The organism is Aestuariicoccus sp. MJ-SS9 (assembly GCF_032586235.1).
In the GTDB taxonomy this organism is placed as follows: Bacteria; Pseudomonadota; Alphaproteobacteria; order Rhodobacterales; family Rhodobacteraceae; genus Aestuariicoccus.
Window position 1 is genome coordinate 34,341 of the sequence record NZ_JAWHTD010000009.1, and the last position, 26,988, is coordinate 61,328.

Here is a 26,988-nt window from a genome sequence, read left to right on the forward strand (position 1 = left end):
CGCGGGAGGCGGCGGGGCGAACCCCGCCCTAAACCCTTTCGATGATTTTCTCCCCGAACAGCCCCTGCGGCCGGAACAGCAGCACGACCAGCGCCAGCACGAAGGCGAACCAGGTCTCGGTATTGCCGCCCAGCAGCGGCTGGCCCCAGTAAATCTCGAAGAGCTTTTCCAGAATGCCGATCATCAGCCCGCCGATGATCGCGCCGGTAATGCTTTCGAGCCCGCCCAGCATCAGCACCGGCAGCGCCTTGTAGGCGATCACCTCGAGCGCAAAGCTGACACCCGCGCGCGCGCCCCAGGCGATGCCCGTGACCAGCGCGATGATCCCGGCGATGAACCACACCAGCACCCAGATCGTCTGCAGGCTGATGCCCACCGACAGCGCCGCCTGGTGATCGTCCCCCAGCGCCCGGATCGCCCGGCCCATCTGGGTGTAGTTCAGGAACGCCAGCAGCCCGGCCACCAGCAGCGTCGCCACGATCACCACGGTGATGTCCAGATGCTGCAGGATCAGCAGACCGCCCCAGGGCTCCAGCACCGTGTCGCCGGTGGGAATGCCCAGCTCTTCGGTGATCATCACCTTGTTCTCGCCGCCAAAGATGATCTCGCCGAACCCGATCAGGAAAAGCGTGATCCCGATCGTCGCCATGAAAAGGATGATGTCGGGCTGCCCCACCAACGGCCGCAGGACGACCCTCTCGATGCTGACCGCCAGAACGAACATCACCCCCAGCGTCAGCGCCACCGCGATCCAGGCCGGCACGCCATAGGCATGCAGCCCCACCAGCGTCAGCGCCGCGAACACGACCATGATCCCCTGCGCGAAGTTGAAGATGCGGCTGGAGCGGAAGATCAGCACGAACCCAAGCGCGATCAGCGCATAAAGGATGCCCGACACCAACCCTTCCCACAGCACCTGTAGCAGGAAATCCGGGGCCGCGAACATGTCCACGAAAGGGTTGATGAAGATGTCAGCGAACATGGTTCAATTCTCCAACCTGTCAGAAAGCAGCGAAGGTTCCGGGGATTGCGTAAGGAAAAAGAAGGTTTCCGGGTCCGTAACCCGTGACACACGCACACGCTCCAGCCAGGTGGTTTTTAAGGCCCCGACCGGACCGGCAATCGCCACCATCGTCACATCCCCATCGTTGCGGCGCAAAAGCATGAAAAGCCCATCGTCCGTTTGCAGCGAGCCCAAGGCTCGGTCGTCCGCGATCTCTTCGTTCATCCAGAGCGCCACCTCCGGGGCCACCTCGCTCCAGATCAGAGCCCGATCCGTGTGCTCTGGGGATAGCCCCGTCATCGCGCATCGGCAGCCAGCATCCTCACAGAGGCGAAAGCGCGTCACGCGGTCATGGAAGGTCTGCACATCCGCCTCCGCGAACCCCTCCGCGCCACTCGACGCAGCCTCTGCGGCCAGCTTCGCACATGCGTCAAAGGCCTGCGACAGCCGCGCGGTCTGCGCATCTGCAACCGTGGCAAATACCAGGGCAAAGCAGGCCAATCCAAACGCCCTCAATGCGCCACCCCCAGATAAGCGTCGATCACGTCCTGATTGTTGCGCACCTCGTCGGGCGTGCCGTCGCCGATCTTCTTGCCGTAATCCATCACCACCACCCGGTCCGACAGATCCATGACCACGCCCATATCGTGCTCGATGAGGCAGATCGTTGTTCCGAACTCGTCGTTCACATCCAGGATAAAGCGGCTCATGTCCTCCTTCTCCTCGACATTCATCCCCGCCATCGGCTCGTCGAGGAGCAAAAGCGACGGCTCGGCCGCCAGCGCACGGGCCAGCTCGACCCGCTTCTTCAGACCGTAAGGCAGCCGCCCCACAGGCGTCTTGCGGATGTTCTGGATCTCCAGGAAATCGATCACACGCTCGACCTTCTCGCGGTTCTCCATCTCCTCGGCACGCGCCCGTCCCCACCAAAGCGCCTGGCTGAACACGCCCGAATGCATATGCGTCAGCCGTCCGGTCATGACGTTGTCCAGAACGCTCATCCCCTCGAAGAGCGCGATATTCTGGAACGTCCGCGCCACGCCCTGCCGGGCCACCTCGTAGGGCTTCATCTGTGGACGCTGCGCGCCCTTGTACCAGACCTCGCCCTCGCTCGGGGTGTAGAACCCCGAGATCACGTTCAGCATGCTCGACTTGCCCGCGCCATTGGGCCCGATGATCGCGCGGATCTCGCCCTCGTGAATGTCGAAGGAAATGTCCTCGATCGCCACCACCCCGCCAAACCGCAGGGTAATGTTGCGCATCTCCATCAGCACTCCGCCGATCTGCCGGCCATCGGCGGTCATGTAGCCTGTCGTATCCTTCAACCCCACATCCCCTGCTTCTTCTTGGCAAAAATACTCAAATCCACCATCCGCCGCCCCGCGCCGCACGCCGCAACACCGCACCCCGCGGGATGGCGGGTGGGGCGATGTGCATCTGCACGAGCGCCCCCCGTCATTCCGCCGCCATCGCCTTGGGGGTCACCGGCACGACCTTGGCGTCGCGGATCTCCAGCGTCGCCGTGATCTTGCCCTTTCGGCCGTCCTCGTAGGTCACCTCTGTCTCGGTGTAGACGCTCTCCGACCCGTCGTACAAAGCCTCGACCAGATCGGCGAATTTCTCGCCGATGATCTTGCGCCGCACCTTGCGGGTGCGCGTCAGCTCGCCGTCGTCGGCATCCAGCTCCTTGTGCAGGATCAGAAAGCGGTGCACCTGGCAGCCCGACAGCATCTCGTCCTGCGCCACGCTGGCGTTCACCTCCTCCACATGGCTCTGCACCATCTCAAGCACGCGCGGATGCCCCGCCAGCTCCTGATAGCTGGCATAGGCGATGTTGTTGCGCTCTGCCCAGTTGCCCACCGCCGCCAGGTCGATATTGATGAAGGCGCAGCACTTTTCGCGGCCCGCGCCAAAGACCACCGCCTCGAGGATGTTGGGATAGAACTTGAGCTTGTTCTCGACGTATTTCGGCGCGAACAGCGCGCCCGTCGCCATCTGGCCCACGTCCTTGGCCCGGTCGATGATCCGCAGATGCCCGGTGTCTTCCTCGATGAACCCCGCGTCCCCCGTCGCCACCCAGCCTTCGGCATCCTTGGTGTCGGCGGTCGACTCGGCGTTCTTGTAGTATTCCACAAAGACGCCCGGGCTGCGGTAGAACACCTCGCCGCTTTCGGTGATCCGGATTTCCACGCCTGGCGACGGCACCCCCACCGTGTCCGACCGCACCTCGCCGTCAGGCTGCTGGGTGATAAAGACCGAGGCCTCGGTCTGCCCGTAAAGCTGCTTCAGGTTGATGCCCAGTGCGCGGTAGAAATCGAAGATCTCCGGCCCGATCGCCTCGCCCGCCGTATAGCCCACGCGCACCTTGGAAAAGCCCAGCGCGTTCTTCAGCGGGCCGTAGACCAGCACCTCGCCCAGTGCGTATTTCAGCCGGTCGAGCGCCCCCACCGGCTTGCCGTCCAGGATATCCGGCCCGACGCGGCGGGCATGATCCATGAAATACCGGAACATGCGCCGCTTCAGCGGGCTGGCGTCCTCCATCCGGATCATGATGCTGGTCAGCTGGGTCTCGAACACCCGAGGCGGGGCAAAGTAATAGGACGGCGCGATCTCGCGCAGGTCGGTCATCATCGTGTCGGCGCTTTCGGGGCAGTTCACGCAGAACCCGCTCCAATAGGCCTGACCGATGGAAAAGATGAAATCGCCGACCCAGGCCATGGGCAGATAGGCCAGCACCTCGTCGTTCACTTGCAGATGGTCGAAATCGCAGGACGCCTTGGCGGTCTCGATGATATTGCGGTTCGACAGCACCACGCCCTTGGGCTTGCCGGTGGTGCCCGAGGTGTAAAGCATCACGCAGATGTCGTCATAGCCCAGCTTGCCGCGCCGCCGGTCCAGCTCGTTGATCCACTCGTCACGCGCCGCACGGCCCTGATCCTGGACATGGCTGAACTGGTGCAGCCGCGTATGGTCGTATTTCCTGAGCCCCCGCGGATCGAGATAGATCATGTGTTCGAACTGGTGCAGGTGCTCCTGCACCTCGATCACCTTGTCGACCTGCTCCTGGTCCGCGACGATCACGAAACGCGCGCCGCAATGGCCCAGCACGTATTCCATCTCTTCGGCGACCGCGTCCTGATAGAGCGGCACCGGCACCGCGCCCACCATCTGCGCGGCGACCATCGACCAGTAGAGATAGGGCCGGTTGCGCCCGATGATGGCGATGAAATCGCCCTCGTTCACGCCCATGTTCAGCAGGCCCAGCGCCAGCGCCTCGATCTCGGACTGGGTGTCGGCCCAGCTCCAGGTCTGCCAGATGCCGTAGTCCTTCTCGCGATAGGCAGGGCTGCTGCCGAATTGCGTGGCGTTGCGATGCAGCAGCGCCGGGATCGAGCGCAGACCCTCCACGCCCTCGGTCATGTGAACCAAGTCTCATCCTCCCAAATGCCCGGTCTCCCGGACATTACAATGTGCCTCCTCCGGCACGATGATCGCTTCAATGCGATTCTGATCGGTATTGTGCCCGGCAGAGGCTGAGCGTCAACTTTTTCCCGATCATTTCCCAATTCTTACGAATTGTAACAGGCCGCGCGACGGGTCGCCTTGGATCGCATCGGCGACGGGATGCCAGCTCCCCTTCCCCATCCGGCGCCGGACACGGGCGCGGTAATCCTCCGGGTCCCTTGGTTTCGCGGCCTCGTGCCGCGTCCGGTTGCAGAAGCGGCAGGCGGCGACGATGTTGGCTTCGCTGTCGCGGCCGCCCTCGCACCGCGCCCGAAGATGTTCTGCGGTGCATTGCAGCAGCCGCGCCTGCCTTGCGGTCAGGCCAAAGCTCTGCCGGAACCCATCCGGCGTCTCGCTCCACATCGGCAAGCCGCAGTAATAGCAGCGCCCGCCCTGTTCCAGCATTTTCCGGGTCCGAATCTTGTTCAGTTGTTTGGCCATGCCTCGCACATCCTTTCACTTTGACATTCCATCAAAGCGGACGCGCACCGGCCCAACCACCGGCCCCGGACGGGAGGCCTAAACCTGCGCAGGACAACGCATCGAAAACGCCACCCCGCAGTTCCACAGGTTCCGACGGCAAGTGCCATGTCTGCCGAAAGCGCGGGGCCGATCGGCCCTCGCGCGATATGGCCACAACAGGCCACACCCCATGCTTGCACGGTGCCCCGCACCCGCCCCGCCTGTCAACCGCCGCCTTCCCACCCGGCGCGGCAGGTGCTAGCCATGATCCGAACCACGATCGGATCCCAGATGAACAAGGACGCGCTGATCCAGGCCGGTCTGAACCTGATCCAGCAGGCGCTGACGATCTACGACAACGACCTGCGCCTTGCCGTCTGCAACGCGCCTTTCGCCAAGATGTTCGACCTGCCCGATCACCTGACCACGCCCGGCGCGACGTTCGAGGACACCATCCGCCATCTGGCCGCGCGCGGGGAATACGGGCCCATCGACGATCTGGAACGCTTTGTGCAAAGCCGCGTCGACACCGCCCTGGCGTTCGAGCCGCATTACATGGAGCGCACCCGCGCCAACGGCCGCACCATCAGCGTCGAGGGCGCGCCGCTGCCGCAGGGCGGCTGGGTCACGGTCTATACCGACATCACCCCGGTCAAGGCGCAGGAAGAGCTCTTGCGCACCCGGTCCGAGCTATTGTCCGAAGAGGTGCTGCGCCGCTCCGAGGAACTGGCCGCCACCAACCGCCAGCTCGCCGCCACGATCTCGGCACTGGAACAGACCCGCCGCGAGCTGACCGAGATGGAGGCCCGCACCCGCCTGACCGCCGAGATGATGCCCGCCCACATCGCCCGCGTCGATCACGAGGGGCGCTATACCTATTCCAACCGCCGTCTCAGCGCGGTGATGCCGGGGCGGCCATCCAACCTTCTGGGGCTGCACATCGCCAAGGCGCTGGGGCCGCAGGCCTTCGCCCGGGTCGAGCCGCATCTGGAGCGCGCCTATGAGGGCCATCAGAGCACCTTTGAATTCACCGACGAGACCAGCCAGCGCCGCATCCGCGCGGTCTTTACCCCCGATCCCAACGACCGGGGCGTCTATATCCTCAGTCAGGACGTGACCGAGGAAACCCAGTCGCGCGCCGCCCTGCAACAGACCCGGCGGCGCGAGATGGCGGCGCAGCTGACCAGCGGGCTGGCGCATGATTTCTCGAACCTGCTGACGATCATTCTGGGGATGCAGTCGAAACTGGCCCGGATGGACCCCGCACCCGGGGCAGAGCCGCTGATCACCGCCACGATCCAGGCCGCGCGGCGCGGCGGCGCGCTGCTCAACCGCATCGCCGACATCACCAGCCCGCGCAGCTGGCAGCCCCGCGCGGTCGATCTGTCGGGGCTGCTGAACGACCTTCGCACGCTGGCCACCCCGTCCCTGCCCGACGCCATTGCGCTCGATATCGAGGACCGGACCGATGGGCCGCTGCTGTTGGACGAGGGCCTGCTGCAGGACGCGCTGCTGAACCTGATCCTGAACGCCCGCGACGCCTGCGGCAGCGCCGGGCGCATCCGGCTGACCGCGCGCGCGGTGGCGGACACCTGGCTCGACCTCACGGTCGCCGACACCGGCCCGGGCTTTTCCGCCGAGGCGCTGGCGCATGGGCTCGACCCGTTCTTCACCACCAAGGGCGGCGAGGGGTCGGGGCTGGGGCTGGCGATGGTCTATGACATGACCAAGCTCGCGGGCGGGCAGATGCGGCTGGGCAACGGCGAGAGCGGCGCACGGGTGACCCTGCGCCTGCCGCTGCGCCGCGCCGACGCCCTGCCCGAACCGGGCCTCGTGCTGCTGGTCGAAGACAGCCCCGACCTGCGCGCCACGATCCGCGGGATGCTGACCGACATGGGTCATTCCGTGGTCGAGGCCGCCTCGGTCGCCGAGGCCGCCGACCTGGTCGAGGGCCTGCCCAACATCCGCCTGGTGCTGTCCGACATCTCGCTCGAGGGCGCGGGCACCGGGCTCGATCTGGTGACGCGCCTGCCCGACCTGCCGGTGCGTCTTATGACCTCGCTGCCGCCGGGCCACCCGCTGCACCAGCGCGCGCGCAGTCATGCGCCGGTGCTGGCCAAGCCCTTCGACGCCGCCGGGCTGGCAGGGTTCCTCGGCGAAGGGGCTGCGCCATGACCCAGCCGCTGGTGACCATCCTCGACGACGAGCCCGCCATCCGCGCCATGCTGGCCGATGCGCTGACCGAGGCCGGGTTCCGCACCATGACCTTCGCCCGCGCCACAGAATTCGAGGCCGCGCTGAAACGCACCACGCCCGACGTCTGCCTGGTGGACCTGGGCCTGCCCGACCGCGACGGGCTGTCGCTGGTGCACCGGCTAGCGCTGGAACAAGGCGCGACGGTGATCATCATCTCGGGCCGCGCGCAGGTGCAGGACCGGGTAACCGGGCTGGAGCTGGGGGCCGACGATTACATCATCAAACCCTTCGATCCCGCAGAGGTCGTGGCCCGTATCCGCGCCCGCCTGCGCGGCGCGCAAAGCGCCCGCAGCGCCGGCGACACCGCCGAATTCAACGGCTGGACCGCGCATTTCGACCGCTACACCCTGACCGACGCCTCGGGCGCCGAGACGCCCTTCAGCCACGCCGAAAGCGAGGTCCTGCGGCTGTTCCTGGAATGCCCCAAACGCCTGATCACCCGCGCCCAGATGCAAGAGACGCTGGGGGGTGCTGCGGGCGAAAGTTTCGACCGGGCGATGGATGTGCGCATCTCGCGCCTGCGCACAAAGCTGCGCGAAGACCCGAGGAACCCGCGCCTGATCAAGACGATCTACGGCGCGGGGTATATTTTCTTGGGTGACGTGAAGTGGCGGTGACACTGGCGTTGCTTCGGGCCACTCGCCCCGCTGTTCGGGATCCAAAAGTCGCGGAATCAAGGCCGCAGGCCGCCGCGGCCAGCGCCTGCCCGTCCCGGCGGGCTGGCGCTTTGGCGACGTGAGCGCTCCGCTTATTCGACGCAATGACTTGGCAGGGATAAAGCACTTTGAACGCAGGGAGCAGCGCCACCCCACGGGCAGGCGCCGGCCGCGTCTCGTGCAACACATCCCCAAAGTCTCAGACCCTCTCCGCCCGGTCCATCAGCTGCATCAACTCTTTCTGCATCGCGACCAGCTCGGCGCCGTGGGATGTCCCGCGCGAAATCGCGATGGCCCGGTCGAAAGCGCAAAGCACGTATTCCTCTCCGTGCCGAACACTGCGCAAGACATTCCCGTCGATCCGCGCCAGCAGCGCGCGGGCCGTCACCACCGTCCGGTTGATCCGCCCCAGGATCCCGGGCCTCTTGTCCGGCGTACCGCCCAGTTCCGTGATCAGATCGGCGACCCGGGCAATTTGCCGCCGATGCGTGGCGCGAAAGAGACCGACGATCTCCCGCGCCTCCGGTTTGGCGAGTTCTTCCATCCGGTCGAACCCCGCCTGCGCATCTACGCTGCGCGTGAGCAGCGCCTGCAGCGCCTCGATCCGGGCACCGGTGGCGGCGAATTGACCATATGAACTGTCGGGCATGGCACGGCCTGCTGCGAAACTCTCGGTGACGCGCAGCAAACGCACATCCCCCGCCAAGGTTCCCCCCGCCCGACCCGAAATTCACGCCTGCAGGCGCCCAGCCTCAGCCCAGCGCCGCGCGCAGCAGCGGCAGCACCGTCACGGCGATCAAACCCACCACCGCCCCGATGCCGAAACGCACCGTCGGCGGCCCCAGCCGGGGCCCCGCCAGACCGAGCAGACCGCAGACAACGGCGTAAAATCCCAAGGCAACGAAGTCCATGACGGGGTCCCTCCTCCGGTCAGCCTACAGGCCCGCGCCGCTTCAGGCCAGCCGCGCGACCGCGCCTGCCAGCACTTCCAGCCCGCGCACCAGATCGGCCTCTTCGGTGTGCTCGGCGAAATCGTGGCTGATCCCGCCGATCGAGGGCACAAAGAGCATCCCCACCGGCATCAGCCGCGCCACGTTGGTCGCATCGTGCAGCGCCCCCGACGGCATCCGCCGCCAGCGCCCCGGCGCGATCTCTTCCGCCGACGCCTCAAGCGCTGCGCGCAACCCCGGGTCCATCGCCACCGGCTCCAGCCCCAGCATCTCGCCGAAACTCAACGACATCCCGCGCGCCTCGGCGACCTGGTGGGCGGTTTCGCGGATGATCCCCTCCATCCGCCGCAGCCGCTCCGGATCGCCATCGCGCCACTGCATCGAAAAGACCGCCCGCCCCGGCACGATGGAATGCGCGTCGGGATGCAGCCGCACATGGCCGATGGTCCAGACCGTGGCGGGCGTCACCACGTTGCGCAGCCGGTCGTTCAGCGCCTCGTTGAAGGCCGACAGCGCCTGAAAGGCGTCCCGCCGCAGCGCCATCGGCGTGGTGCCCGCGTGGTTCTGCTGACCCTCGAAGGTGATCGTCATGTCGCGGATGCCGACGATGGCATCGACCACGCCCACCGCCTCTTGCGCCTGATCCAGAACCGGCCCCTGCTCGATATGCATCTCCAGATATCCTGTGAACCGCTCGGGCGCGACCCAGCTCTCCCCTGCTCCAACGCGCGCCTCGGCCAGCGCGATCCCGTCGCGGTCCGTCAGCTCCAGCGCCGCGTCAAAGCGCAGGTTCCCGCCCCAGACCGCGCTGCCGGTCGTGACCCCGAACCGGCCCTCCTCGTCCTGAAACGACACCACCGACACCGGCGGTGCGCCCGCCTCGCGCGCCGCGCGCGCCACCTCCAGCCCGGCAATGACCCCCAGCGCGCCGTCCAGCCAGCCGCCCTCGGGCTGGCTGTCGCTGTGCGAGCCCAGCAACAACGACCGCCCCTCGCTCAGCCCAAAGACCGACCCCATCGGGTCGACCTGCACCTCCAGCCCGGCCCCGGCCATCCGCTCCGCCAGCCAGCCCCGCGCCGCAAGGTCCGCCTCCGAATAGGCCGGCCGCGCCACCCCGCGCCCAACGCCTGACGCGCCAAAGCCGCGCAAAGCATGCAAATCCGCCAGGAACCGGTCTCCATCAACCCGCATCGCACCACCCCCTTTTCACTGATCCTCAAATATCCCTGCCGGAGGCTCCGACGTCCACCCCGCGCACAGACCCCAAAAACACGTGAAACCCTACCAGCCGCCCCACGGCCCGAGGCCGCCCGCCACAGGCGGACGGACGAGACGACCAGCGCGCGCCTGCAAGGCGCGCACAATCAGATCACTCCGCCGCAACCGACGCGTCCGCTTCGGCCTTTTCGACCTTCACCGCCGAATATTTGAACTCGGGGATCTTGCCGTAGGGGTCCAGCGCCGGGTTGGTCAGGATGTTGGCCGCCGCCTCGACATAGGCGAAAGGCAGGAACACCATGTCGGGGGCCACCGCGCGGTCGGCACGGGCCATCACCGTGAGCGATCCACGCCGCGTGGTCAATCGCACCAGCCCGCCCGGCTCGACCCCCAGCTTGCGCAGGGTCGAGGGATGCAGCGAGCAATTGGCCTCAGGCTCCACCGCGTCCAGCACCGCCGAGCGCCGCGTCATCGACCCGGTGTGCCAATGCTCCAGCTGGCGGCCGGTGGTCAGGATCATCGGGAACCGTTCATCCGGCATCTCGGCGGGCGGCGTCACCCGCGCGGGCGTGAACTTGGCCCGCCCGGCGCGGCGCGGGAAGCCGTCGCCAAAGACCACCGCCTGCCCGGGATCGTCGTTGGACAGCGACGGATAGGTCACCGCACCCTCGGTCTCGACCCGGTTCCAGGTGATGTGATGCAGCGACCGCATCGACATCTTCATTTCGTTGAAGACCTCGCGCGGATCGTCGTATTCCCAGTCGAGCCCGATCCGGCGCGCCATCTCGACCACGATCGCCCAATCCTCGCGCGCCTCGCCCGGCGCCATGACCGCCTTGCGCGCCATCTGCACCTGCCGGTTGGTATTGGTCACCGTCCCGGACTTTTCCGGGAAAGCCGAGGACGGCAGGATCACATCGGCGAAGTTCGCCGTCTCGGTCAGGAAGATGTCCTGCACCACCAGATGATCGAGATGCGCCAGCGCCTTGCGCGCGTGTTCCACATCCGGGTCCGACATCGCCGGGTTCTCGCCCATGATGTACATGCCCTTGATCTCGCCGCGATAGACGCGGTCGATGATCTCGACCACGGTCAGGCCGGGCTGCGCCTGAATTTCCGTACCTTTCCAGATATGGCGGAAAAGCTCGCGCACCTCGGGGTCGGCCACGCTCTGGTAATCCGGCAGCACCTGCGGGATCAGCCCCGCATCCGACGCGCCCTGCACGTTGTTCTGCCCGCGCAGCGGATGCAGCCCGGTGCCCGGGCGCCCGATCTGCCCGCAGAGCAGCGCCAGGCTGATCAGGCAGCGCGCGTTATCCGTGCCGTGGATGTGCTGGCTGACCCCCATCCCCCAAAAGATCATCGCCCTCTGCGCCCCCGCAAAGGCCCGCGCCACCCGGCGCAGCTGCTCGGTCGAGATGCCGCACAGCTCGCTCATCCGTTCCGGGGTGAAGGCGCGGATGTGATCGCGGAATTCAAAGAAGCCCTCGGTGAAGCCCTCGATATACTGCCGGTCGTAAAGCTTTTCCTCGACGATCACGTTCATGATCGCGTTCAGCATCGCCACGTCGGTGCCGGGGCGGAACTGCAGCATCTCGGATGCGTGCCGCTTCAGCCCCTGCCCGCGCGGGTCCATCACGATCAGCTGGCCGCCGCGCTTGGTGAATTGCTTAAAGAAGGTGGCGGCGACGGGGTGGTTCTCGGTCGGGTTGGCGCCGATCACGATGGCCAGATCGGCGTTCTCGATCTGGTTGAACGTGGCCGTCACTGCGCCCGAGCCGACGTTTTCCATCAGCGCCGCGACCGACGAGGCATGGCAGAGCCGCGTGCAATGGTCGACGTTGTTGTGCCCGAACCCCTGCCGGATCAGCTTTTGGAAGAGGTAAGCCTCTTCGTTGGTGCATTTGGCGCTACCGAAACCCGCCACCGCGTGGCCCCCGTAGAAGGATCGCAGATCGACCAGCCCGTTGGCCGCCTTTGCCAGCGCCTCTTCCCAGGTGGCTTCGCGGAAATGCGTCCAGGGGTTGGCGGGATCGACGTTCAGCCCCTTTTCCGGTGCGTCTTCGCGGCGGATCAGCGGCTTGGTCAGCCGGTGCGGGTGGTGGATATAGTCGAAGCCGAACCGGCCCTTGACGCAGAGCCGCCCTTCGTTGGCGGGGCCGTTGATGCCTTCGACGTTGCGGATCTTGCCGTCCTTGATCTTGAGGCGGACCTGGCAGCCCACGCCGCAGAACGGGCAGACCGATTTCACCTCTTCGTCGAAATCGGCGCTGTCGCCCTGCTGGGCGTCGTCCATCACGGCGGCGGGCATCAGCGCGCCGGTCGGGCAGGCCTGCACGCATTCGCCGCAGGCCACGCAGCTGCTGTCGCCCATCGGGTCGCCCATGTCGAAGACCGGATAGGCATCGTGGCCGCGCCCTGCCATGCCGATCACGTCGTTGACCTGCACCTCGCGGCAGGCCCGCACGCAAAGCCCGCACTGGATGCAGGCATCCAGATTGACCCGCATCGCCACGTGGCTGTCATCCAGCAGCGGAATGCGCTCTGGTTCCAGCGTGGGCAGGCGGCTCTCGGTCACGCCGTTCGCCTCGGCCATGTCCCACAGGTGCGACGAACGGTCGTGCGCGGCCTCGCGCTCGGGCTGGTCGGCCAGCAGCATCTCCACGACCATCTTGCGCGCCGACTTGGCGCGGGCGTTGTCGGTGGTGACGACCATCCCCTCCGAGGGCTCGCGGATGCAGGACGCCGCAAGCGTGCGCTCGCCCTCGATCTCGACCATGCAGGCGCGGCAATTGCCGTCGGGGCGATAACCCGGCGCCGGCTTGTGGCACAGATGCGGGATCACCAGACCGCGGCCGTTGGCGACCTCCCAGATGGTTTCGCCCTTCCGGGCCTCGACCTCTTGGCCGTCCAGCGTAAAGCGGATTGTATCGGACATGTGCGTCTCCCGGTGCGTTGGGGGCAGTCTAGACCATGTTTCACCGTTCTGGCTTGGGTCAATCCCGACACAAGGATGCGTAATTACGGCCCCCGCGTTTCCGATTGCGACCGGAACTCCGCCGATGCGCGCCGCGTGCCCGGCCGGCCGGACCCCAAAGCGGGCCGCCCGACGCGCGACGTGACACATCCCGAGACGAAAAATGTCGTCAAAGGCGCGTTTTCGCCCCCAAATCCGCGCCAACCATAGTTGCCAATTCCTTTCTGCGGGCGCTAAGTAAGTTCATGCAAATCTACCTGCCCATCGCCGAAGTGGCCGTGAACGCCTACCTGCTGTTAGGCCTCGGCGGGATGGTGGGTGTGCTTTCGGGAATGTTCGGCGTTGGCGGCGGCTTTCTGATGACGCCGCTTTTGTTCTTCATCGGCATCCCGCCCGCCGTCGCCGTGGCGACCGAGGCGAACCAGATCGTCGCCTCGTCGTTTTCCGGCGTGCTGGCGCATCTTCGCCGCAAGACGGTCGATCTGCGCATGGGTGTCGTGCTGCTGATCGGCGGCCTGATTGGCGCGGCGCTGGGTGTGTGGCTCTTCAACTATCTGAAAAGCCTCGGGCAGGTCGATCTGCTGGTCAAGCTTTGCTACGTCGTGTTCCTCGGGATCATCGGCGGGCTGATGTTCATCGAAAGCCTGAACGCGATCCGCAAGTCCAAATCCGGCAAGCCGCCCGCGCGCAAGAAGCACAACTGGATCCACGGGCTGCCCTTCAAGATGCGCTTCCGCACCTCGGGGCTTTATATCTCGGTCATTCCGCCGCTGCTGGTGGGCGTCGCCGTGGGCGTGCTGGCGGCCATCATGGGCGTCGGCGGCGGATTTATCATGGTGCCCGCGATGATCTATCTGCTGGGCATGCCGACCAAGGTGGTCGTGGGCACGTCGCTCTTTCAGATCATCTTCGTCACCGCCTTCACCACGCTGCTGCACGCCACGACCAACTATACCGTCGACGTGATGCTGGCGGTGCTGCTGCTGATCGGGGGGGTGATCGGCGCGCAGGTCGGCGCGGTGATCGGCGCGCGGCTCAAGGCTGAACAATTGCGCATTCTGCTGGCGGGCATGGTGCTGGTGGTCTGCGGCAAGCTGGCCTTCGACCTCTTGGTGACGCCGTCCGAGCTTTACACCATCGGCGCGGCCGGGGGGCATTGATGCGGCGGCTGCTGATCCTGCTCCTGCTCTGCGCCCTGCCCATCACGGCGCCAGCCGAGGCCGAGGAGGTGGTGCTGGGCCTCAGCCAGGACAGCGTGTCGATCTCAACCAATTTCGACGGGTCCGAGATCCTGATCTTCGGCGCCATCAAGCGCGAAACGGCAATCCCCGAGGGCCCGCCGCTTCAGGTCATCATCGCGGTCGCGGGGCCATCGCATCCGCTGACGGTGCGGCGCAAGGAAAAGAAGCTCGGCATCTGGGTGAACGCCGACGCGGTCGAGGTCGACGCCGCGCCCTCGTTCTACGCCATCGCCACCTCGGCCCCCTGGAACGAGGTGATCACCGACACAGAGGATTTGCGCCACAAAGTGTCGATCCCCCGCGCGATCCGCTCGGTCGGCGCGCCGATGCAGGTGGAGAATGCGCAGGAGTTCTCAGAGGCGGTGATCCGCATCCGCAAGAACAACGGTCTTTATCAGCTGCGCGAGGGCACCGTGGATCTGCGCCAGGAAACGCTCTTCGACACCGCCATCGCCATGCCCGCCAACCTGACCGAAGGCGACTACCGCACCCGCATCCTGCTGACGCGCGGCGGGCGGGTCGTGTCGCAATACGAGACCACGATCGACGTGCGCAAGGTCGGGCTGGAACGCTGGCTCTTCAACCTGTCTCGCAATCAGCCGCTGGTCTATGGGCTGATGTCGCTGGCCATCGCCATCGCGGCGGGCTGGGGCGCCTCGGCGGCCTTCCGGATGCTGCGGTCGGGCTGATGGCACGCGTGCCCCCAGGCAGCCGCGCCGATTACGGCTTTTTCCGCGCCCTGCCGACGCGCTGGCGCGACAACGACGAATACGGCCACCTCAACAACGCGGTCTACCTGTCGCTGATCGACACCGCCCTGAGCCTCTGGCAGCTCGATCAGGGGATCGAGATCCGCGGGCCCGAGGCGGCCCGCTTCCTGGTGGTCGAATCCGGCTGCCGGTTTCATGCCGAGGCGGGCTTTCCCGACGTCCTGCACGCGGGCCTGCGGGTGGCGCATCTGGGCACGTCGTCCTTCCGCACCGAGGTCGGGCTTTTCGTGAATGACGCCGACACCGCCGCGGCCGAGGGGTTCTTCGCGCAGGTCCACGTGGGACCCGACGGCGCACCCGCGCCGCTGCCCGACGACATCCGCGCGCGGCTGTCGCGAGGAAAGCCCGCAAGGGCTTGACGAGCAGCTCCTCCGCCCTTGCGGGCGTCCTCGCGACGGTTGACACAATGGCCACAACTGGCCAAACACCGTCCCAACGCCCCAGAAAAGAGGCGAAAAACCGTGCGCGCTCTGCTAGCGTCGCCGCAAACAGACAGAGGCGAGCATGAGCAGCAGCCCCAAGATCGAAGACACCTTGCGCGAATCCATCATCTCGCGCCCCGACATGATCCTCGACGATCAGGACCTCATGCGCGCCCTCATCGCCGCCAACGAACGCGCCATGGGCGGCAATATCGTCGACCTGCGCGGCATCGCCATGGAACGGCTCGAAGCGCGGCTCGACCGGCTCGAGGACACGCATCGCTCGGTCATCGCCGCCGCCTATGAAAACCTCGCCGGCACCAACCAGATCCACCGTGCGATCCTGCGCATGCTGGACCCGCTGGAATTCGAACCCTTCCTGCACGACCTCGGCGGCGAAGTGGCGCAGATCCTGCGCGTCGACGTGGTCAAGCTGGTGCTGGAATCGGTGCAGAACGACACCGACCCGGCCATCCGCCGTCTGGGCGACGTGCTCTCGGTGGCCGAGCCGGGCTTCATCGACGCCTATCTCGCCGACGGCCGCAGCGCCCCGCTGCGTCAGGTCACCCTGCGCCAGATGTCCGAGGGCGCGCCCGAGATCTACGGCGACAAGGCCGGCTGGATGCGCTCCGAGGCCTGCCTCAAGCTCGATTTCGGCCCCGGCCGCCTGCCCGGCCTGCTGGTCATGGGCGCCGAGGATCCGCACCAGTTCACCCCGCAGCAGGGCACCGACCTGCTGGCCTTCTTCGCCGGCGTCTTCGAACGCGCCATGCGGCGCTGGCTGGCCTAAGATGCGCGGCCGGGCGGATCAGGCGGCACGCGCGCCCGGCCGCCGAACGCCATCCCTGCCCGGGCGCAGCGCATGACCCTCGCCCTCTCCCCCGCCGCGCGCGATGCGCTGGAAAACTGGCTGGCCGCCGCGCGCGCTCTGAAAGGCGCGTCGGAAAACACCCTCACCGCCTATCGCGGCGACGTCATTGATTTCATCGCCTTCCTGACCGCACACAAGGCCGAACCGCAGGGCCTGACGCCACTCGCCTCCATCACCACCCGCGACATGCGCAGCTACCTCGCCCATCTCAGCCGCGACGGCGCCAGCCCCCGCTCGATGGCGCGCAAGCTCAGCGCGGTCAAATCCTTCTACCGCTGGCTGGCCGAGCGTGAGGGGTTCGAGCCCACCGCCGTCCTCCTGGCCCGCGCCCCCAAATTTCAAAAGAAACTGCCCCGTCCCCTGACCGAAGACGCCGCCCGCGCCATGATCGACACCGTCGAGACGCAATCCCAGAAAAGCTGGATCGGTGCCCGCGACGCCGCCGTGATCACCCTGCTCTACGGCTGTGGCCTGCGCATCTCCGAGGCCCTCGGCCTCACGGGGCGCGACCTGCCGCTGGGTGAGACGCTGCGCATCACCGGCAAGGGCGGCAAGGAACGCATCGTGCCGGTGCTGCCCATCGCGCGCCGCGCCGTCGACACCTACACAAGGCTCTGCCCCCACCCGATCGACCCCGCCACCCCGCTCTTTCTGGGCGCACGCGGCGGCAAGCTGAACCCGCGCCTCATCCAGAAGGTCACCGAACGCGCCCGCATGCAGCTCGGCCTGCCCGCCACCGCCACGCCCCATGCCATGCGCCACAGTTTCGCCACGCATCTGCTGTCGGCCGGCGGCGACCTGCGCGCGATCCAGGAACTTCTGGGCCATGCCTCGCTCAGCACCACCCAGGCCTATACCTCGGTCGATCAGGTCCACCTGATGCGCGTCTACGAGGCCACCCACCCCAAGGCAGGCTGACCCCTCCCTTCACTGATCCTCAAATATCCCGGGGAGTTTGAGGGGCTGGCCCCTCAATCCGCCCCCCGCCGCCCGCGCATCCGTCATTTCGCTTGAGCGGCCCGCGGCGCTCTGCCATGCAAGAGCAATCCGCAAAAGCAATCCGCAAAATCACGCGCCCGAAGGATACGGCATGAAACTCTATTACGCCCCCACCTCGCCTTACGTCCGCAAGGTCATGGTCCTCCTGCACGAAACCGGCCAGCTGGACGACGTCTCGCTGGAAAACGCCTCGGGCACGCCCTTCGCGCCGGCGGCGAACCTCGGCACCGCCAACCCGCTCTCCAAGGTCCCCGCGCTAGAACGTCCCGAGGGCTGCACGCTCTACGACAGCCGGGTGATCTGCCGTTATCTCGACGACCGCGCCAAGGCCCGCCTCTACCCCGAGGGCGCGCGTCTGTGGGAGACCCTGACGCTTGAGGCCACCGCCGACGGCATGATGGATGCCGCTTTGCTGATGACCTACGAAGCCCGCCTGCGCCCCGAGGACAAGCGCATGCCCGACTTCGTCGATGCCCAGTGGGCCAAGATCGAACGCGCTTGCGCGGCGATCAATGCGCGCTGGATGTCGCATCTGGCAGGGCCGCTCGACGCCGCCCAGATCGCCGTCGGCTGTGCTTTGGCCTACCTCGACCTGCGCCACGACGCGCGCGGCTGGCGCAACGGCCATACCGCGCTGGCCGAATGGTACGCCGCCTTCGCCGAGCGCCCCTCGATGCAGGCGACGGTGCCGCCTGCGGGCTAGTGACGCGACGCGCGGGCTTGCGCAATCCCGCGCCGCACCGTAACCGGCTGGTCTGAAACAGGACAGAGGACCGCCCGATGCGGATGCGCGACACCTTCATCAAGCCCATGCACCCCGAGGGCCGCCGCTTCGTCGGCATCTTCGCGGCGATCACCCTCGTGCTCTTTCTGCTGTGGGAGCCGCTGGGCTGGATCGGCGTCGGCCTGACAATCTGGTGCTATTACTTCTTCCGCGATCCCGAACGCGTGGTGCCCAACCGCCCCGGCCTGATCCTCAGCCCGGCCGACGGGGTTGTGTCGCTGATCGAACCGGCGGTCCCGCCCGAGGAACTGGGCATGGGCCCGCAGCCGCTGACCCGGGTCAGCGTGTTCATGTCTGTCTTCAACTGCCATGTGAACCGCGCCCCCGCGGCGGGCGAGGTGACGGCAGTGAACTACCGTCCCGGCAAGTTCCTCAATGCCTCGCTCGACAAGGCGTCGTCGGACAACGAGCGCAACTCCTTGCGCATGAAACTCGACAGCGGGCACGAGATCGCGGTGGTGCAGATCGCCGGTCTGGTGGCGCGCCGGATCCTGTGCTGGACCGCGACGGGCACACATCTGGCGCGGGGCGAACGCTTCGGTCTGATCCGCTTCGGCTCGCGGCTGGATGTCTACCTGCCCGAGGGCGTGGCCCCCGAGGTGAAGATCGGCCAGACCATGATCGCGGGCGAATCGGTGATCGCCGTGCTAAAGGACTGATCCATGCCCTACGATCGTCCCCCAGAGCGGCCGACCGACAAGCTGTCGCTCATCCAGCTCATCCCCAACATGCTGACCGTCACGGCGATCTGCGCCGGGCTGACGGCGATCCGCTACGGGCTCAACGGCAATTACGAATTCGCGGTCCAGCTGATTCTGCTGGCCGCCGTTCTGGACGGGCTCGACGGGCGGCTGGCCCGCGCGCTGGGGTCCGACAGCAAGATGGGGGCCGAGCTCGACAGCCTCGCCGATTTCCTGAATTTCGGCGTGGCGCCGGGTCTGCTGCTCTATGTCTGGGCGCTGGATGACACCCGTGTGGGATGGCTGGCGGTGCTGGTCTATGCGGTGTGCTGCGTGACCCGGCTGGCACGGTTCAACGTGGCGCGCAAATCCGAAGGCAAGGGCGGCGACGGCGCCTTCTTCATCGGCGTCCCCTCGCCCGCGGGGGCGATGCTGGTGATGTTGCCGATGTTCGTGTCCTTCGCCTTCGCCTCGGCCCCGCTGCTGCCGGATCTGCTGCTGTCGCTCTACATGGCCGGGATCGGATTGCTGATGATCAGCCGGATCCCGACCTGGTCGTTCAAGACCCTGCGCATCCCGCGCAAAAGCGTAAAGTATTTCCTGGTGGCCTTCGTCTTCGTCGGCGCGGCGGTGCTCAGCTATGCCTGGATCACGCTGGTGGTGCTGTGCCTGGCCTATGTGGCGACCGTGCTTTTCGTTCTGCTGCGCGGCGGCGGACGGCTCGACCCCGAAGACTAGGATCCCAGCCGCGACCAGCGCCTGCCAAGTCGAGCCAGAGTCGCGGAATCAAGGCCGAAGGCCGCCGATCCCGTTCAGAAGTTCAACGACAACCCGACATTCAGCGCGTTGGTCTTGATGTCGGTCTCGAGCGAGCCGCCATCCTCCAGATCGACCGAATTGGCCGAATAGGTGAACTGGTATTCGCCGAACACCGAATAGCGCTCGTTGATGTCGTATTTCACCCCGGCGATCAGCCGCAGCGACGGGCCGGCGTATTGGTAGCCGTAGGTCGAAAGGCCGGTGGTCGTTTCCACATCCACATGCGGCAGCGCCACGCCCAGACCGCCGCCGGCATAAGGCGTGAAGCCGCCCCAGCGATCCGGCCAGCGCCGCATGGCGTTCAGCGTCAGCACGTTCTGCCCGTCGGTGAATTCCAGCGAGGAAAAGCCCAGCGCGGCCTTCTCGTCGCTCGGCGCATAGGCCTTGGAATGGGTGAATTCCGCCCCGAAGCCCCAGTTCGACGGCCGCCACCACATGGCGCGCAGACCGTAATAGGGCGGCATCTCGAACGACCGGCCTTCCCAGCCGATCAGCGCATCGTAATCCGCGCCCGTTCCGGGGTAGTCGCCGGTGGCGCGGCTGTGCGGCAGGGTCTGCCAGCCGGTGTACAGCGACAGCTCCATTTCGGCGCTGGCGGGCAGGGCCACCGCACCGGCAAGAACCGTGCCAAGCAGAATCACAGCTTTCATAACCAAAGACCTAGCAGAGTTTACCGCCTCGGACAGCGACAATAATCACGCGCTCACGCAGATATCAACCGCGACACATGCGCACTTATTGGGTTTGCGCGGATTTGCGCGCTGGACGGTCGGGGGGTGTCCCGCTAAATACCCCGCTGAATGGGCCTCCCTTCGGGGTGGTTCTCAACCGTTTTCCGGCCAGAAGATCGGCCCTGAGCAATGGAGTTAACCTCGTGTCACACGCAGAAGATCACGAAGGCACCCGTAGGGATTTCCTCTACTATGCCACTGCGGGGGCAGGGGCGGTCACCGCAGGTGCCGCCATTTGGCCCCTGGTGAACCAGATGAACCCCTCGGCTGACGTGCTTGCGCTGTCGTCGATTCGCGTTGACGTCGGCGGCCTGTCGGAAGGCTCGCAGCTGACCGTCAAATGGCTGGGCAAACCCGTGTTCATCCGCCGCCGGACCGCCGAAGAGATCGAAGAGGCGCGGGCCGTCGAGATGTCCGACCTCGCCATCGACGCCGACGCGCGCAACGCCAATCTGCCCGCCGGCGCTCCCGCCACCGACGAGAACCGCGCGCTGGACGAAACCGGCGAATGGCTGGTGATGATGGGCGTCTGCACCCATCTGGGCTGCGTGCCTCTGGGCGACGGCGCAGGCGAATACAACGGCTGGTTCTGCCCCTGCCACGGGTCGCACTACGACACCGCAGGCCGGATCCGCAAAGGCCCCGCGCCGCAGAACCTGCCCGTGCCGCCGGCACAGTTCGTCGACGAAACCACCATTCTGCTGGGATAAGGAGACCACAATGTCCGGTATTCCACACGACCATTACGAACCGACATCGGGCGGCGAGAAGTGGCTGCACAAGCGCCTTCCCATCGTCGGCTTGCTTTACGACACCATCATGATCCCCACGCCCAAGAACCTAAACTGGATGTGGATCTGGGGCATCGTGCTGACCTTCTGTCTGGCGCTGCAGATCGTCACCGGCATCGTGCTGGTGATGCATTACACGCCGCATGTCGATCTGGCCTTCGGCAGCATCGAACACATCATGCGCAACGTGAACGGCGGCGCGATGCTGCGCTACCTGCACATGAACGGCGCCTCGCTGTTCTTCATCGCGGTCTATGCGCATATCTTCCGCGGCCTCTACTATGGCTCGTACAAGGCCCCGCGCGAGATCACCTGGATCATCGGCATGCTGATCTACCTGCTGATGATGGGCACCGCCTTTATGGGCTACGTTCTGCCCTGGGGTCAGATGTCGTTCTGGGGCGCCACGGTGATCACCGGCCTCTTCGGCGCAATCCCCTTCATCGGCGAGCCGATCCAGACCTGGCTGCTGGGCGGCCCGGCGGTGGACAACGCCACGCTGAACCGCTTCTTCAGCCTGCATTATCTGCTGCCGTTCCTGATCGCGGGCCTCGTGGCCGTGCACATCTGGGCCTTCCACACCACCGGCAACAACAACCCCACCGGGGTCGAAGTGCGCCGCACGTCGAAGGCCGAGGCCGAGAAGGACACGCTTCCGTTCTGGCCCTACTTCGTGATCAAGGACCTTTTCGCCCTGGCGGTGATCCTGGCGGTCTTCTTCGCCATCGTCGGCTACATGCCCAACTACCTGGGCCACCCCGACAACTACATCGAGGCGAACCCGCTGGTGACGCCCGCGCACATCGTGCCCGAATGGTACTTCCTGCCGTTCTACGCGATCCTGCGCGCGTTTACCTCCGAGGTCTGGGTGGTGCAGATCGCATCCTTCCTGACCGGCGGCATCATCGACGCCAAGTTCTTTGGTGTGCTGGCCATGTTCGGCGCGATCGCCGTGATGGCGCTGGCGCCGTGGCTTGACACCTCGTCGGTGCGCTCGGGCCGTTACCGCCCGATGTTCAAGTGGTGGTTCTGGCTGCTGGTCATCGACTTCTTCGCGCTGATGTGGCTTGGCGCCATGCCCGCCGAGGAACCCTACGCCACCTTCTCGCTGATCGCCTCGGCATACTGGTTCGCCTACTTCCTGGTGATCCTGCCGCTTCTGGGCGTGATCGAGAAACCGCTGCCGCAGCCGGCCACCATCGAAGAGGACTTCGATGCGCATTACGCCAAGTCCGGCGGCAGCAAGCCCGTCGCCGACGCGACCCCGGCCGAGTAAGAAAGGACCCCTGACAATGTTCAGAAAACTCGCCACCACGGCCGCACTGGTCCTGGCAACCTCCACCGGCGGCGCCTTCGCCGCCGGCACATCGGGCCACGTCGAAAACTTCGACTTCTCGTTCGAAGGCCCCTTCGGCACCTTCGATCAGGCCCAGCTGCAGCGCGGCCTTCAGGTCTATACCGAGGTCTGCGCGGCCTGCCACGGCCTGAAATACGTGCCGATCCGCGATCTGTCCTCGGAGATGGGCCCCGGCCTGCCCGAGGATCAGGTCCGCGCCTATGCCGAGCAGAACTTCGAGGTCTTCGACGCAGAGCTCGATGATTTCCGCCCGGCCAGGCCGACCGACCACTTCCCGGCCAACGACGCTCTGGGCGCACCCGACCTGTCGCTGATGGCCAAGGCGCGCGCCGGTTTCCACGGCCCCTACGGACTGGGCATCAACCAGTTCTTCAAGGGCATGGGCGGCCCGGAATACATCGCGTCGCTGCTCACCGGCTACACCGGTGAGACCAAGGAAGAGGCCGGCACCATCCTTTATGAAAACACCGCCTTCCCTGGCGGATGGATTTCGATGGGCCCGCCGCTCTATGGCGACGACGTGGACTATGCCGATGGCCACTCGACCGAGCTGGAACACATCGCCGAGGACGTATCGGCCTTCCTGATGTGGACGGCAGAGCCCAAGCTGATGGCCCGCAAACAGGCCGGTTTCGCCGGCGTGCTGTTCCTGACGGTGCTGTCGGTGCTGCTCTACCTCACCAACAAGCGCATCTGGGCGCCGGTCAAGAACCGCACCAAGGACTGACCTAGGTCCCCGCAACAGATCGAAAGGCCCCGCCCCGGCGGGGCCTTTTTCGTTGGTCAGCGTCCCCACCGCCCGCCCACCGTTTCGCGATTTTCCCCGGTCGTGGTAAGCTGAGATTTTAGACCGGGATATTTCAATGCTCGCATTCGACGCCGAAACCACCCGCCTGCTTGAGGCCTCTTATCAAGGCGCCGATGTTGGTATGAGACGCCGCGCCTCTTTCGACGCGGTCGATCCGCGTCCTGGCGAGACCATTCTGGATATCGGCTGCGGCAACGGGCTCTTGACCCTCGAACTCGCGCGGGCGGTCGGGCCCGGCGGCCACGTCATCGGGATCGACCCCAGCGCCGACATGCGCGCCGCTGCGGTCCAGCGCTGCGCCGATCTGGACTGGGCCGAGCTGATCGAGGGCCGCTCGGACGCTCTGCCGCTTGCGGACGGGACCGCCGACAAGGCCGTGTCCGTTCAGGTCTTCGAATACATTCCCGATCACGCCCCCTCGCTGAGCGAAGCCTTCCGCGTGCTACGGCCCGGGGGGCGGCTGACGCTGTCGGATGTGCATTTCGACAGCTGGGTCTGGTTCTCGGACGATCCCGCGCGCATGAACCGCATGAAGGCCGCGTGGGATTCGCATGCCGCCCATGTCGACGCCCCGGCCCGCCTGCCGCACGCGATGACCGAGGCGGGGTTCGTCGTGGACCGGGTCGTGCCGCACACGACCTGCGACCAAGTCCTGAAGCCCGACGGGCTGGCCAATCTGCTGATCCACCTCATCAAGGCCTACGCCGTCTCCGAAGGGCTGGTGCCCGCCGACGAGGTCGAGGCCTGGGCCGACGAACAGACAGCCCTCGCCGCCTCAGGGCGCTTCTTCTTTTCGCTCACCCAGTTCGTCGTCAGCGCCACCAGGCCCGTGTGACCGGGCGGCTCAGCCGCCGTCCCGCTCGCCTTTGCGCTCGCGATTGATGGCATAGCCCCCGGCCCGCCCGCGCAGCGGCTGCGCCAGCATCCGGTCCAGCCACAGATCGCGCGTGGTGCGGAACTGCTCGATCCCCAGCGTCATGCCCTCGTGCCCGCCCTGCGGCTGCGCGCGGTAGGTGCCCAGCAACCGGTCCCACCACGGCACGTTGAAGCCGAAATTGCTGTTGGTCTCGGACGGGCGGACCGAATGGTGCACCCGGTGCATGTCGGGCGTCACCACGACCAGCCGCAGCGCCGCATCGACAGCGTGCGGCAGGCGGATGTTGGAATGGTTGAACATCGCGCTGGCGTTCAGCAGCACCTCGAACAGCAGCACCGCCACCGCAGGCGGGCCCAGCGCCATCACCAGCCCCATCTTGATCCCCATCGACAGCAGGATCTCGACGGGATGAAACCGCAGGCCGGTGGTCACGTCGAACTCCAGATCCGCGTGGTGCACCCGGTGCAGCCGCCAAAGCGCCGGCACCGCGTGAAACAGCACATGCTGCAGGTAGATGGCAAAGTCGAAGACCAGAACCGCGATCACGACGGCCACCCAGCCCGGCAGCGCCACCACGTTCAGCAGCCCCCAGCCGTTCTGCTGCGCCACCGCCGCCAGCCCCACGGCGGCCACCGGAAAGACCAGCCGCACACAGAGCGCATCCAGCGCCACCAGCGCCAGGTTGTTGGACCAGCGCAGCAGGCGCGGGATCTCCTGCCGCCGCCGGGGCGCGGCCAGCTCCCACGCGGCCATCAGCGCCAGCATCGCCAGCAAGACCGCCAATCGAATGACCGGTTCCTGATCCAGACGCGCCCCCTCCTCCGCCGGACAGCCTACGCCCGCGCGCCCGAGCCGAAAAGATCTATCCCGGGTCCAGCATTGCCCTTGCGCCGCCGCCCACGCTTTGCAATCTGCCCGCATGGGACCGGATTTCGCATTCGAAGAGGCGCTGCACGCCCGTGGCCTCACCCGCATCGCCGGGGTGGACGAGGTCGGGCGCGGCCCTCTGGCCGGCCCCGTGGTGGCCGCCGCCGTGGTGCTGAACCCCGCCGCCATTCCCCAAGGGCTGAACGACTCCAAGAAACTGACGCTAAAGCAGCGCGAAACGCTCTGCGACCTTGTGCGCGCCAGCGCCGAGGTCGGCATCGGCGAGGCCAGCGTCGAAGAGATCGACGAGATCAACATCCTTCAGGCCAGCCACCTCGCCATGCGCCGCGCCGTCGCCGCCCTGCCGCATCGGCCCGATCACCTGCTGGTCGACGGCAACCGCCTGCCCCGCGATCTGCCCTGCCCGGCGACGCCCGTGATCAAGGGCGACGCCCGTTCACACAGCATCGCGGCGGCCTCGATTGTGGCCAAAATATGGCGCGATCGCATCATGTGGGATTTGGCGCAACACTATCCCGGCTACGGCTGGGAGACGAACATGGGATACCCGTCGAAAAGCCACAGATCGGCGCTTCAAAATCTCGGCGTGACCCCACACCATAGACGGTCGTTCAAGCCGGTGCACAATATCTTGTATCAAGATAAAAACGTAACCGACTGATTCAAAAAAGAAATTGACCGCGAATCAGCTTTGACTCACATTCATCTGCAACCACAGAGCGCAATTCATGCGTCGGGGACAGAGGCAGAGAATGAAAACGATGACAAAACCCACGGGCGCCTCGGCGCTCCCTCTCAACACGATTCTCGATGGCGATTGCATCGAGGTGATGAACGCGCTCCCCGAGGCGTCCATCGATCTAATCTTTGCCGATCCGCCCTATAACCTGCAGCTCAAGGGCGATCTGCACCGCCCCGACAATTCCCGCGTCGACGCGGTCGACGACCACTGGGATCAGTTTTCCAGCTTCGCGGCCTACGACCGGTTCACCCAGGATTGGCTCAAGGCCGCGCGCCGGCTCTTGAAACCCGACGGGGCGATCTGGGTGATCGGGTCCTATCACAACATCTTCCGAGTGGGGGCGGCGCTGCAGGACGCGGGCTTCTGGATCCTCAACGACGTGGTCTGGCGCAAGTCGAACCCGATGCCCAACTTCCGCGGCAAGCGCTTTACCAACGCGCATGAGACGATGATCTGGGCGTCGAAATCCGAAGGCGCGAAATACACCTTCAACTACGAGGCGCTGAAGGCGCTGAACGAAGGCATCCAGATGCGGTCCGACTGGGTGATCCCGATCTGCAACGGCGGCGAGCGGCTCAAGGATTCCAACGGCGACAAGGCCCATCCGACGCAAAAGCCCGAGGCCCTGCTGCACCGTGTACTGGTCGGCGCGACCAAACCCGGCGACGTGGTGCTCGACCCGTTCTTCGGCACTGGCACCACCGGCGCCGTGGCCAAGATGCTGGGCCGCGACTGGATCGGCATCGAACGCGAGGCCGCCTATCGCGAAGTCGCCGAAAAGCGCCTGGACAAGGTCCGCCGCTTCGACAAGACCGCTTTGGAGGTCAGCCAGTCCAAGCGCGCCGAGCCGCGCGTGCCCTTCGGCCAGCTGGTCGAGCGCGGGATGCTGCGCCCGGGCGAGATGCTGATCTCGCCTTCGGGCAAGAGCGCCAAGGTCCGCGCCGACGGCACGCTGGTGGGCGACGACGTCAAGGGCTCGATCCATCAGGTCGGCGCGCATCTCGAAGGCGCGCCCAGCTGCAACGGCTGGACCTACTGGCACTTCAAGCGCGACGGCAAGACGGTGCCCATCGACGTGCTGCGCCAGCAGATCCGCGCCGAGATGAGCGACCGCCCCAACTGAGCGCTTTCCGACAGATCACAGAACACCGCCGGTGCCCTGCCTCATGCGAGGGCACTAAC

Annotated in this window: 27 protein-coding genes; 16 read left to right on the forward strand and 11 right to left on the reverse strand. The window is 66.2% G+C overall.

The window, feature by feature from the left end:
• Positions 1-28 precede the first annotated feature (28 nt).
• The 5 genes from RXV88_RS08790 to RXV88_RS08810 form a co-directional block, all read right to left on the reverse strand.
• A complete protein-coding gene (locus tag RXV88_RS08790) occupies positions 29-982 on the reverse strand; it encodes a branched-chain amino acid ABC transporter permease (RefSeq protein WP_316292062.1) in 954 nt (317 codons plus the stop codon).
• Between the two features lie 3 nt (positions 983-985).
• Positions 986-1,504 (reverse strand): hypothetical protein, encoded by a 519-nt coding sequence (locus RXV88_RS08795; RefSeq protein ID WP_316292064.1) that lies wholly within the window; start codon positions 1,502-1,504, stop codon positions 986-988.
• A gap of 11 nt (positions 1,505-1,515) precedes the next feature.
• Positions 1,516-2,307 carry an ABC transporter ATP-binding protein gene (locus RXV88_RS08800; protein WP_316292207.1) on the reverse strand — a complete coding sequence of 264 codons (792 nt, stop codon included), beginning with the start codon at positions 2,305-2,307 and terminating at the stop codon, positions 1,516-1,518.
• A 151-nt stretch (positions 2,308-2,458) separates the two neighbouring features.
• Positions 2,459-4,423, reverse strand: coding sequence for an AMP-binding protein (locus tag RXV88_RS08805; RefSeq protein ID WP_316292066.1), 1,965 nt, complete (start codon positions 4,421-4,423; stop codon positions 2,459-2,461).
• 135 nt (positions 4,424-4,558) lie between these two features.
• A complete protein-coding gene (locus tag RXV88_RS08810; RefSeq protein WP_316292068.1) occupies positions 4,559-4,912 on the reverse strand; it encodes an HNH endonuclease in 354 nt (117 codons plus the stop codon).
• A gap of 348 nt (positions 4,913-5,260) precedes the next feature.
• Here RXV88_RS08810 and RXV88_RS08815 point away from each other — a divergent pair, with 348 nt between their 5' ends.
• Positions 5,261-7,144, forward strand: a complete 1,884-nt coding sequence (locus RXV88_RS08815) for a PAS-domain containing protein (protein ID WP_316292210.1) — start codon at positions 5,261-5,263, stop codon at positions 7,142-7,144.
• Positions 7,141-7,842 (forward strand): response regulator transcription factor, encoded by a 702-nt coding sequence (locus RXV88_RS08820; RefSeq protein WP_316292070.1) that lies wholly within the window; start codon positions 7,141-7,143, stop codon positions 7,840-7,842. The genes RXV88_RS08815 and RXV88_RS08820 overlap by 4 nt, the downstream gene beginning before the upstream one ends.
• Before the next feature lie 238 nt (positions 7,843-8,080).
• Here RXV88_RS08820 and RXV88_RS08825 read toward each other — a convergent pair whose 3' ends face one another.
• The 4 genes from RXV88_RS08825 to fdhF form a co-directional block, all read right to left on the reverse strand.
• Positions 8,081-8,530: a DUF2383 domain-containing protein gene (locus RXV88_RS08825; protein WP_316292072.1), complete on the reverse strand. Its 450-nt coding sequence runs from the start codon at positions 8,528-8,530 to the stop codon at positions 8,081-8,083.
• Between the two features lie 103 nt (positions 8,531-8,633).
• Positions 8,634-8,792, reverse strand: a complete 159-nt coding sequence (locus RXV88_RS08830; protein ID WP_316292073.1) for a hypothetical protein — start codon at positions 8,790-8,792, stop codon at positions 8,634-8,636.
• A 42-nt stretch (positions 8,793-8,834) separates the two neighbouring features.
• The gene (locus tag RXV88_RS08835) at positions 8,835-10,022 is read right to left on the reverse strand and encodes a hydantoinase/carbamoylase family amidase (RefSeq protein WP_316292075.1); all 1,188 of its coding nucleotides are present in this window, start codon (positions 10,020-10,022) and stop codon (positions 8,835-8,837) included.
• Positions 10,023-10,200: 178 nt separating this feature from the next.
• Positions 10,201-12,987, reverse strand: coding sequence for a formate dehydrogenase subunit alpha (gene fdhF / locus RXV88_RS08840; RefSeq protein ID WP_316292076.1), 2,787 nt, complete (start codon positions 12,985-12,987; stop codon positions 10,201-10,203).
• A 284-nt stretch (positions 12,988-13,271) separates the two neighbouring features.
• On the opposite strand from fdhF, the gene RXV88_RS08845 reads away from it, so the two are divergent.
• The 8 genes from RXV88_RS08845 to pssA all read left to right on the forward strand — a co-directional run bounded on the left by RXV88_RS08845 (position 13,272) and on the right by pssA (position 19,531).
• Positions 13,272-14,186, forward strand: coding sequence for a sulfite exporter TauE/SafE family protein (locus RXV88_RS08845; RefSeq protein ID WP_316292078.1), 915 nt, complete (start codon positions 13,272-13,274; stop codon positions 14,184-14,186).
• Positions 14,186-14,956, forward strand: coding sequence for a TIGR02186 family protein (locus RXV88_RS08850; RefSeq protein WP_316292079.1), 771 nt, complete (start codon positions 14,186-14,188; stop codon positions 14,954-14,956). Before RXV88_RS08845 ends, RXV88_RS08850 begins: the two co-directional genes overlap by 1 nt.
• On the forward strand, positions 14,956-15,396 hold the full coding sequence (locus RXV88_RS08855) for a thioesterase family protein (RefSeq protein WP_316292081.1): 441 nt from the start codon (positions 14,956-14,958) through the stop codon (positions 15,394-15,396). The genes RXV88_RS08850 and RXV88_RS08855 overlap by 1 nt, the downstream gene beginning before the upstream one ends.
• Positions 15,397-15,541: 145 nt before the next feature.
• Positions 15,542-16,249 (forward strand): DUF484 family protein, encoded by a 708-nt coding sequence (locus RXV88_RS08860; protein WP_316292083.1) that lies wholly within the window; start codon positions 15,542-15,544, stop codon positions 16,247-16,249.
• A 72-nt stretch (positions 16,250-16,321) separates the two neighbouring features.
• Complete coding sequence (locus tag RXV88_RS08865) at positions 16,322-17,248, forward strand: tyrosine recombinase XerC (RefSeq protein WP_316292085.1); 927 nt, start codon at positions 16,322-16,324, stop codon at positions 17,246-17,248.
• Positions 17,249-17,420: 172 nt separating this feature from the next.
• The gene (locus tag RXV88_RS08870) at positions 17,421-18,032 is read left to right on the forward strand and encodes a glutathione S-transferase (protein ID WP_316292087.1); all 612 of its coding nucleotides are present in this window, start codon (positions 17,421-17,423) and stop codon (positions 18,030-18,032) included.
• Between the two features lie 77 nt (positions 18,033-18,109).
• The gene (locus RXV88_RS08875; RefSeq protein WP_316292089.1) at positions 18,110-18,772 is read left to right on the forward strand and encodes a phosphatidylserine decarboxylase; all 663 of its coding nucleotides are present in this window, start codon (positions 18,110-18,112) and stop codon (positions 18,770-18,772) included.
• 3 nt (positions 18,773-18,775) lie between these two features.
• The gene (gene pssA, locus RXV88_RS08880) at positions 18,776-19,531 is read left to right on the forward strand and encodes a CDP-diacylglycerol--serine O-phosphatidyltransferase (RefSeq protein ID WP_316292090.1); all 756 of its coding nucleotides are present in this window, start codon (positions 18,776-18,778) and stop codon (positions 19,529-19,531) included.
• A gap of 74 nt (positions 19,532-19,605) precedes the next feature.
• Here the strand turns inward: pssA and RXV88_RS08885 are convergent, their stop codons facing one another.
• Positions 19,606-20,262 carry an outer membrane protein gene (locus RXV88_RS08885; RefSeq protein ID WP_316292092.1) on the reverse strand — a complete coding sequence of 219 codons (657 nt, stop codon included), beginning with the start codon at positions 20,260-20,262 and terminating at the stop codon, positions 19,606-19,608.
• Between the two features lie 224 nt (positions 20,263-20,486).
• On the opposite strand from RXV88_RS08885, the gene petA reads away from it, so the two are divergent.
• From petA to RXV88_RS08905, 4 genes are all read left to right on the forward strand, one after another.
• Entirely contained in the window at positions 20,487-21,053 is a 567-nt protein-coding gene (gene petA, locus RXV88_RS08890; protein WP_316292094.1) for a ubiquinol-cytochrome c reductase iron-sulfur subunit, read from the forward strand.
• A 10-nt stretch (positions 21,054-21,063) separates the two neighbouring features.
• On the forward strand, positions 21,064-22,410 hold the full coding sequence (gene petB / locus RXV88_RS08895) for a cytochrome b (RefSeq protein ID WP_316292096.1): 1,347 nt from the start codon (positions 21,064-21,066) through the stop codon (positions 22,408-22,410).
• Between the two features lie 16 nt (positions 22,411-22,426).
• Positions 22,427-23,218, forward strand: a complete 792-nt coding sequence (locus RXV88_RS08900; RefSeq protein WP_316292097.1) for a cytochrome c1 — start codon at positions 22,427-22,429, stop codon at positions 23,216-23,218.
• A gap of 136 nt (positions 23,219-23,354) precedes the next feature.
• The gene (locus RXV88_RS08905) at positions 23,355-24,134 is read left to right on the forward strand and encodes a methyltransferase domain-containing protein (RefSeq protein WP_316292099.1); all 780 of its coding nucleotides are present in this window, start codon (positions 23,355-23,357) and stop codon (positions 24,132-24,134) included.
• 9 nt (positions 24,135-24,143) lie between these two features.
• On the opposite strand, the gene RXV88_RS08910 is transcribed toward RXV88_RS08905, so the two are convergent.
• On the reverse strand, positions 24,144-24,941 hold the full coding sequence (locus RXV88_RS08910) for a sterol desaturase family protein (RefSeq protein ID WP_410468811.1): 798 nt from the start codon (positions 24,939-24,941) through the stop codon (positions 24,144-24,146).
• 154 nt (positions 24,942-25,095) lie between these two features.
• On the opposite strand from RXV88_RS08910, the gene RXV88_RS08915 reads away from it, so the two are divergent.
• Together RXV88_RS08915 and RXV88_RS08920 are read left to right on the forward strand one after the other, a co-directional pair.
• Positions 25,096-25,725 carry a ribonuclease HII gene (locus tag RXV88_RS08915; RefSeq protein WP_316292103.1) on the forward strand — a complete coding sequence of 210 codons (630 nt, stop codon included), beginning with the start codon at positions 25,096-25,098 and terminating at the stop codon, positions 25,723-25,725.
• A 91-nt stretch (positions 25,726-25,816) separates the two neighbouring features.
• Entirely contained in the window at positions 25,817-26,929 is a 1,113-nt protein-coding gene (locus RXV88_RS08920; RefSeq protein ID WP_316292104.1) for a site-specific DNA-methyltransferase, read from the forward strand.
• The last annotated feature ends 59 nt before the right edge of the window (positions 26,930-26,988 follow it).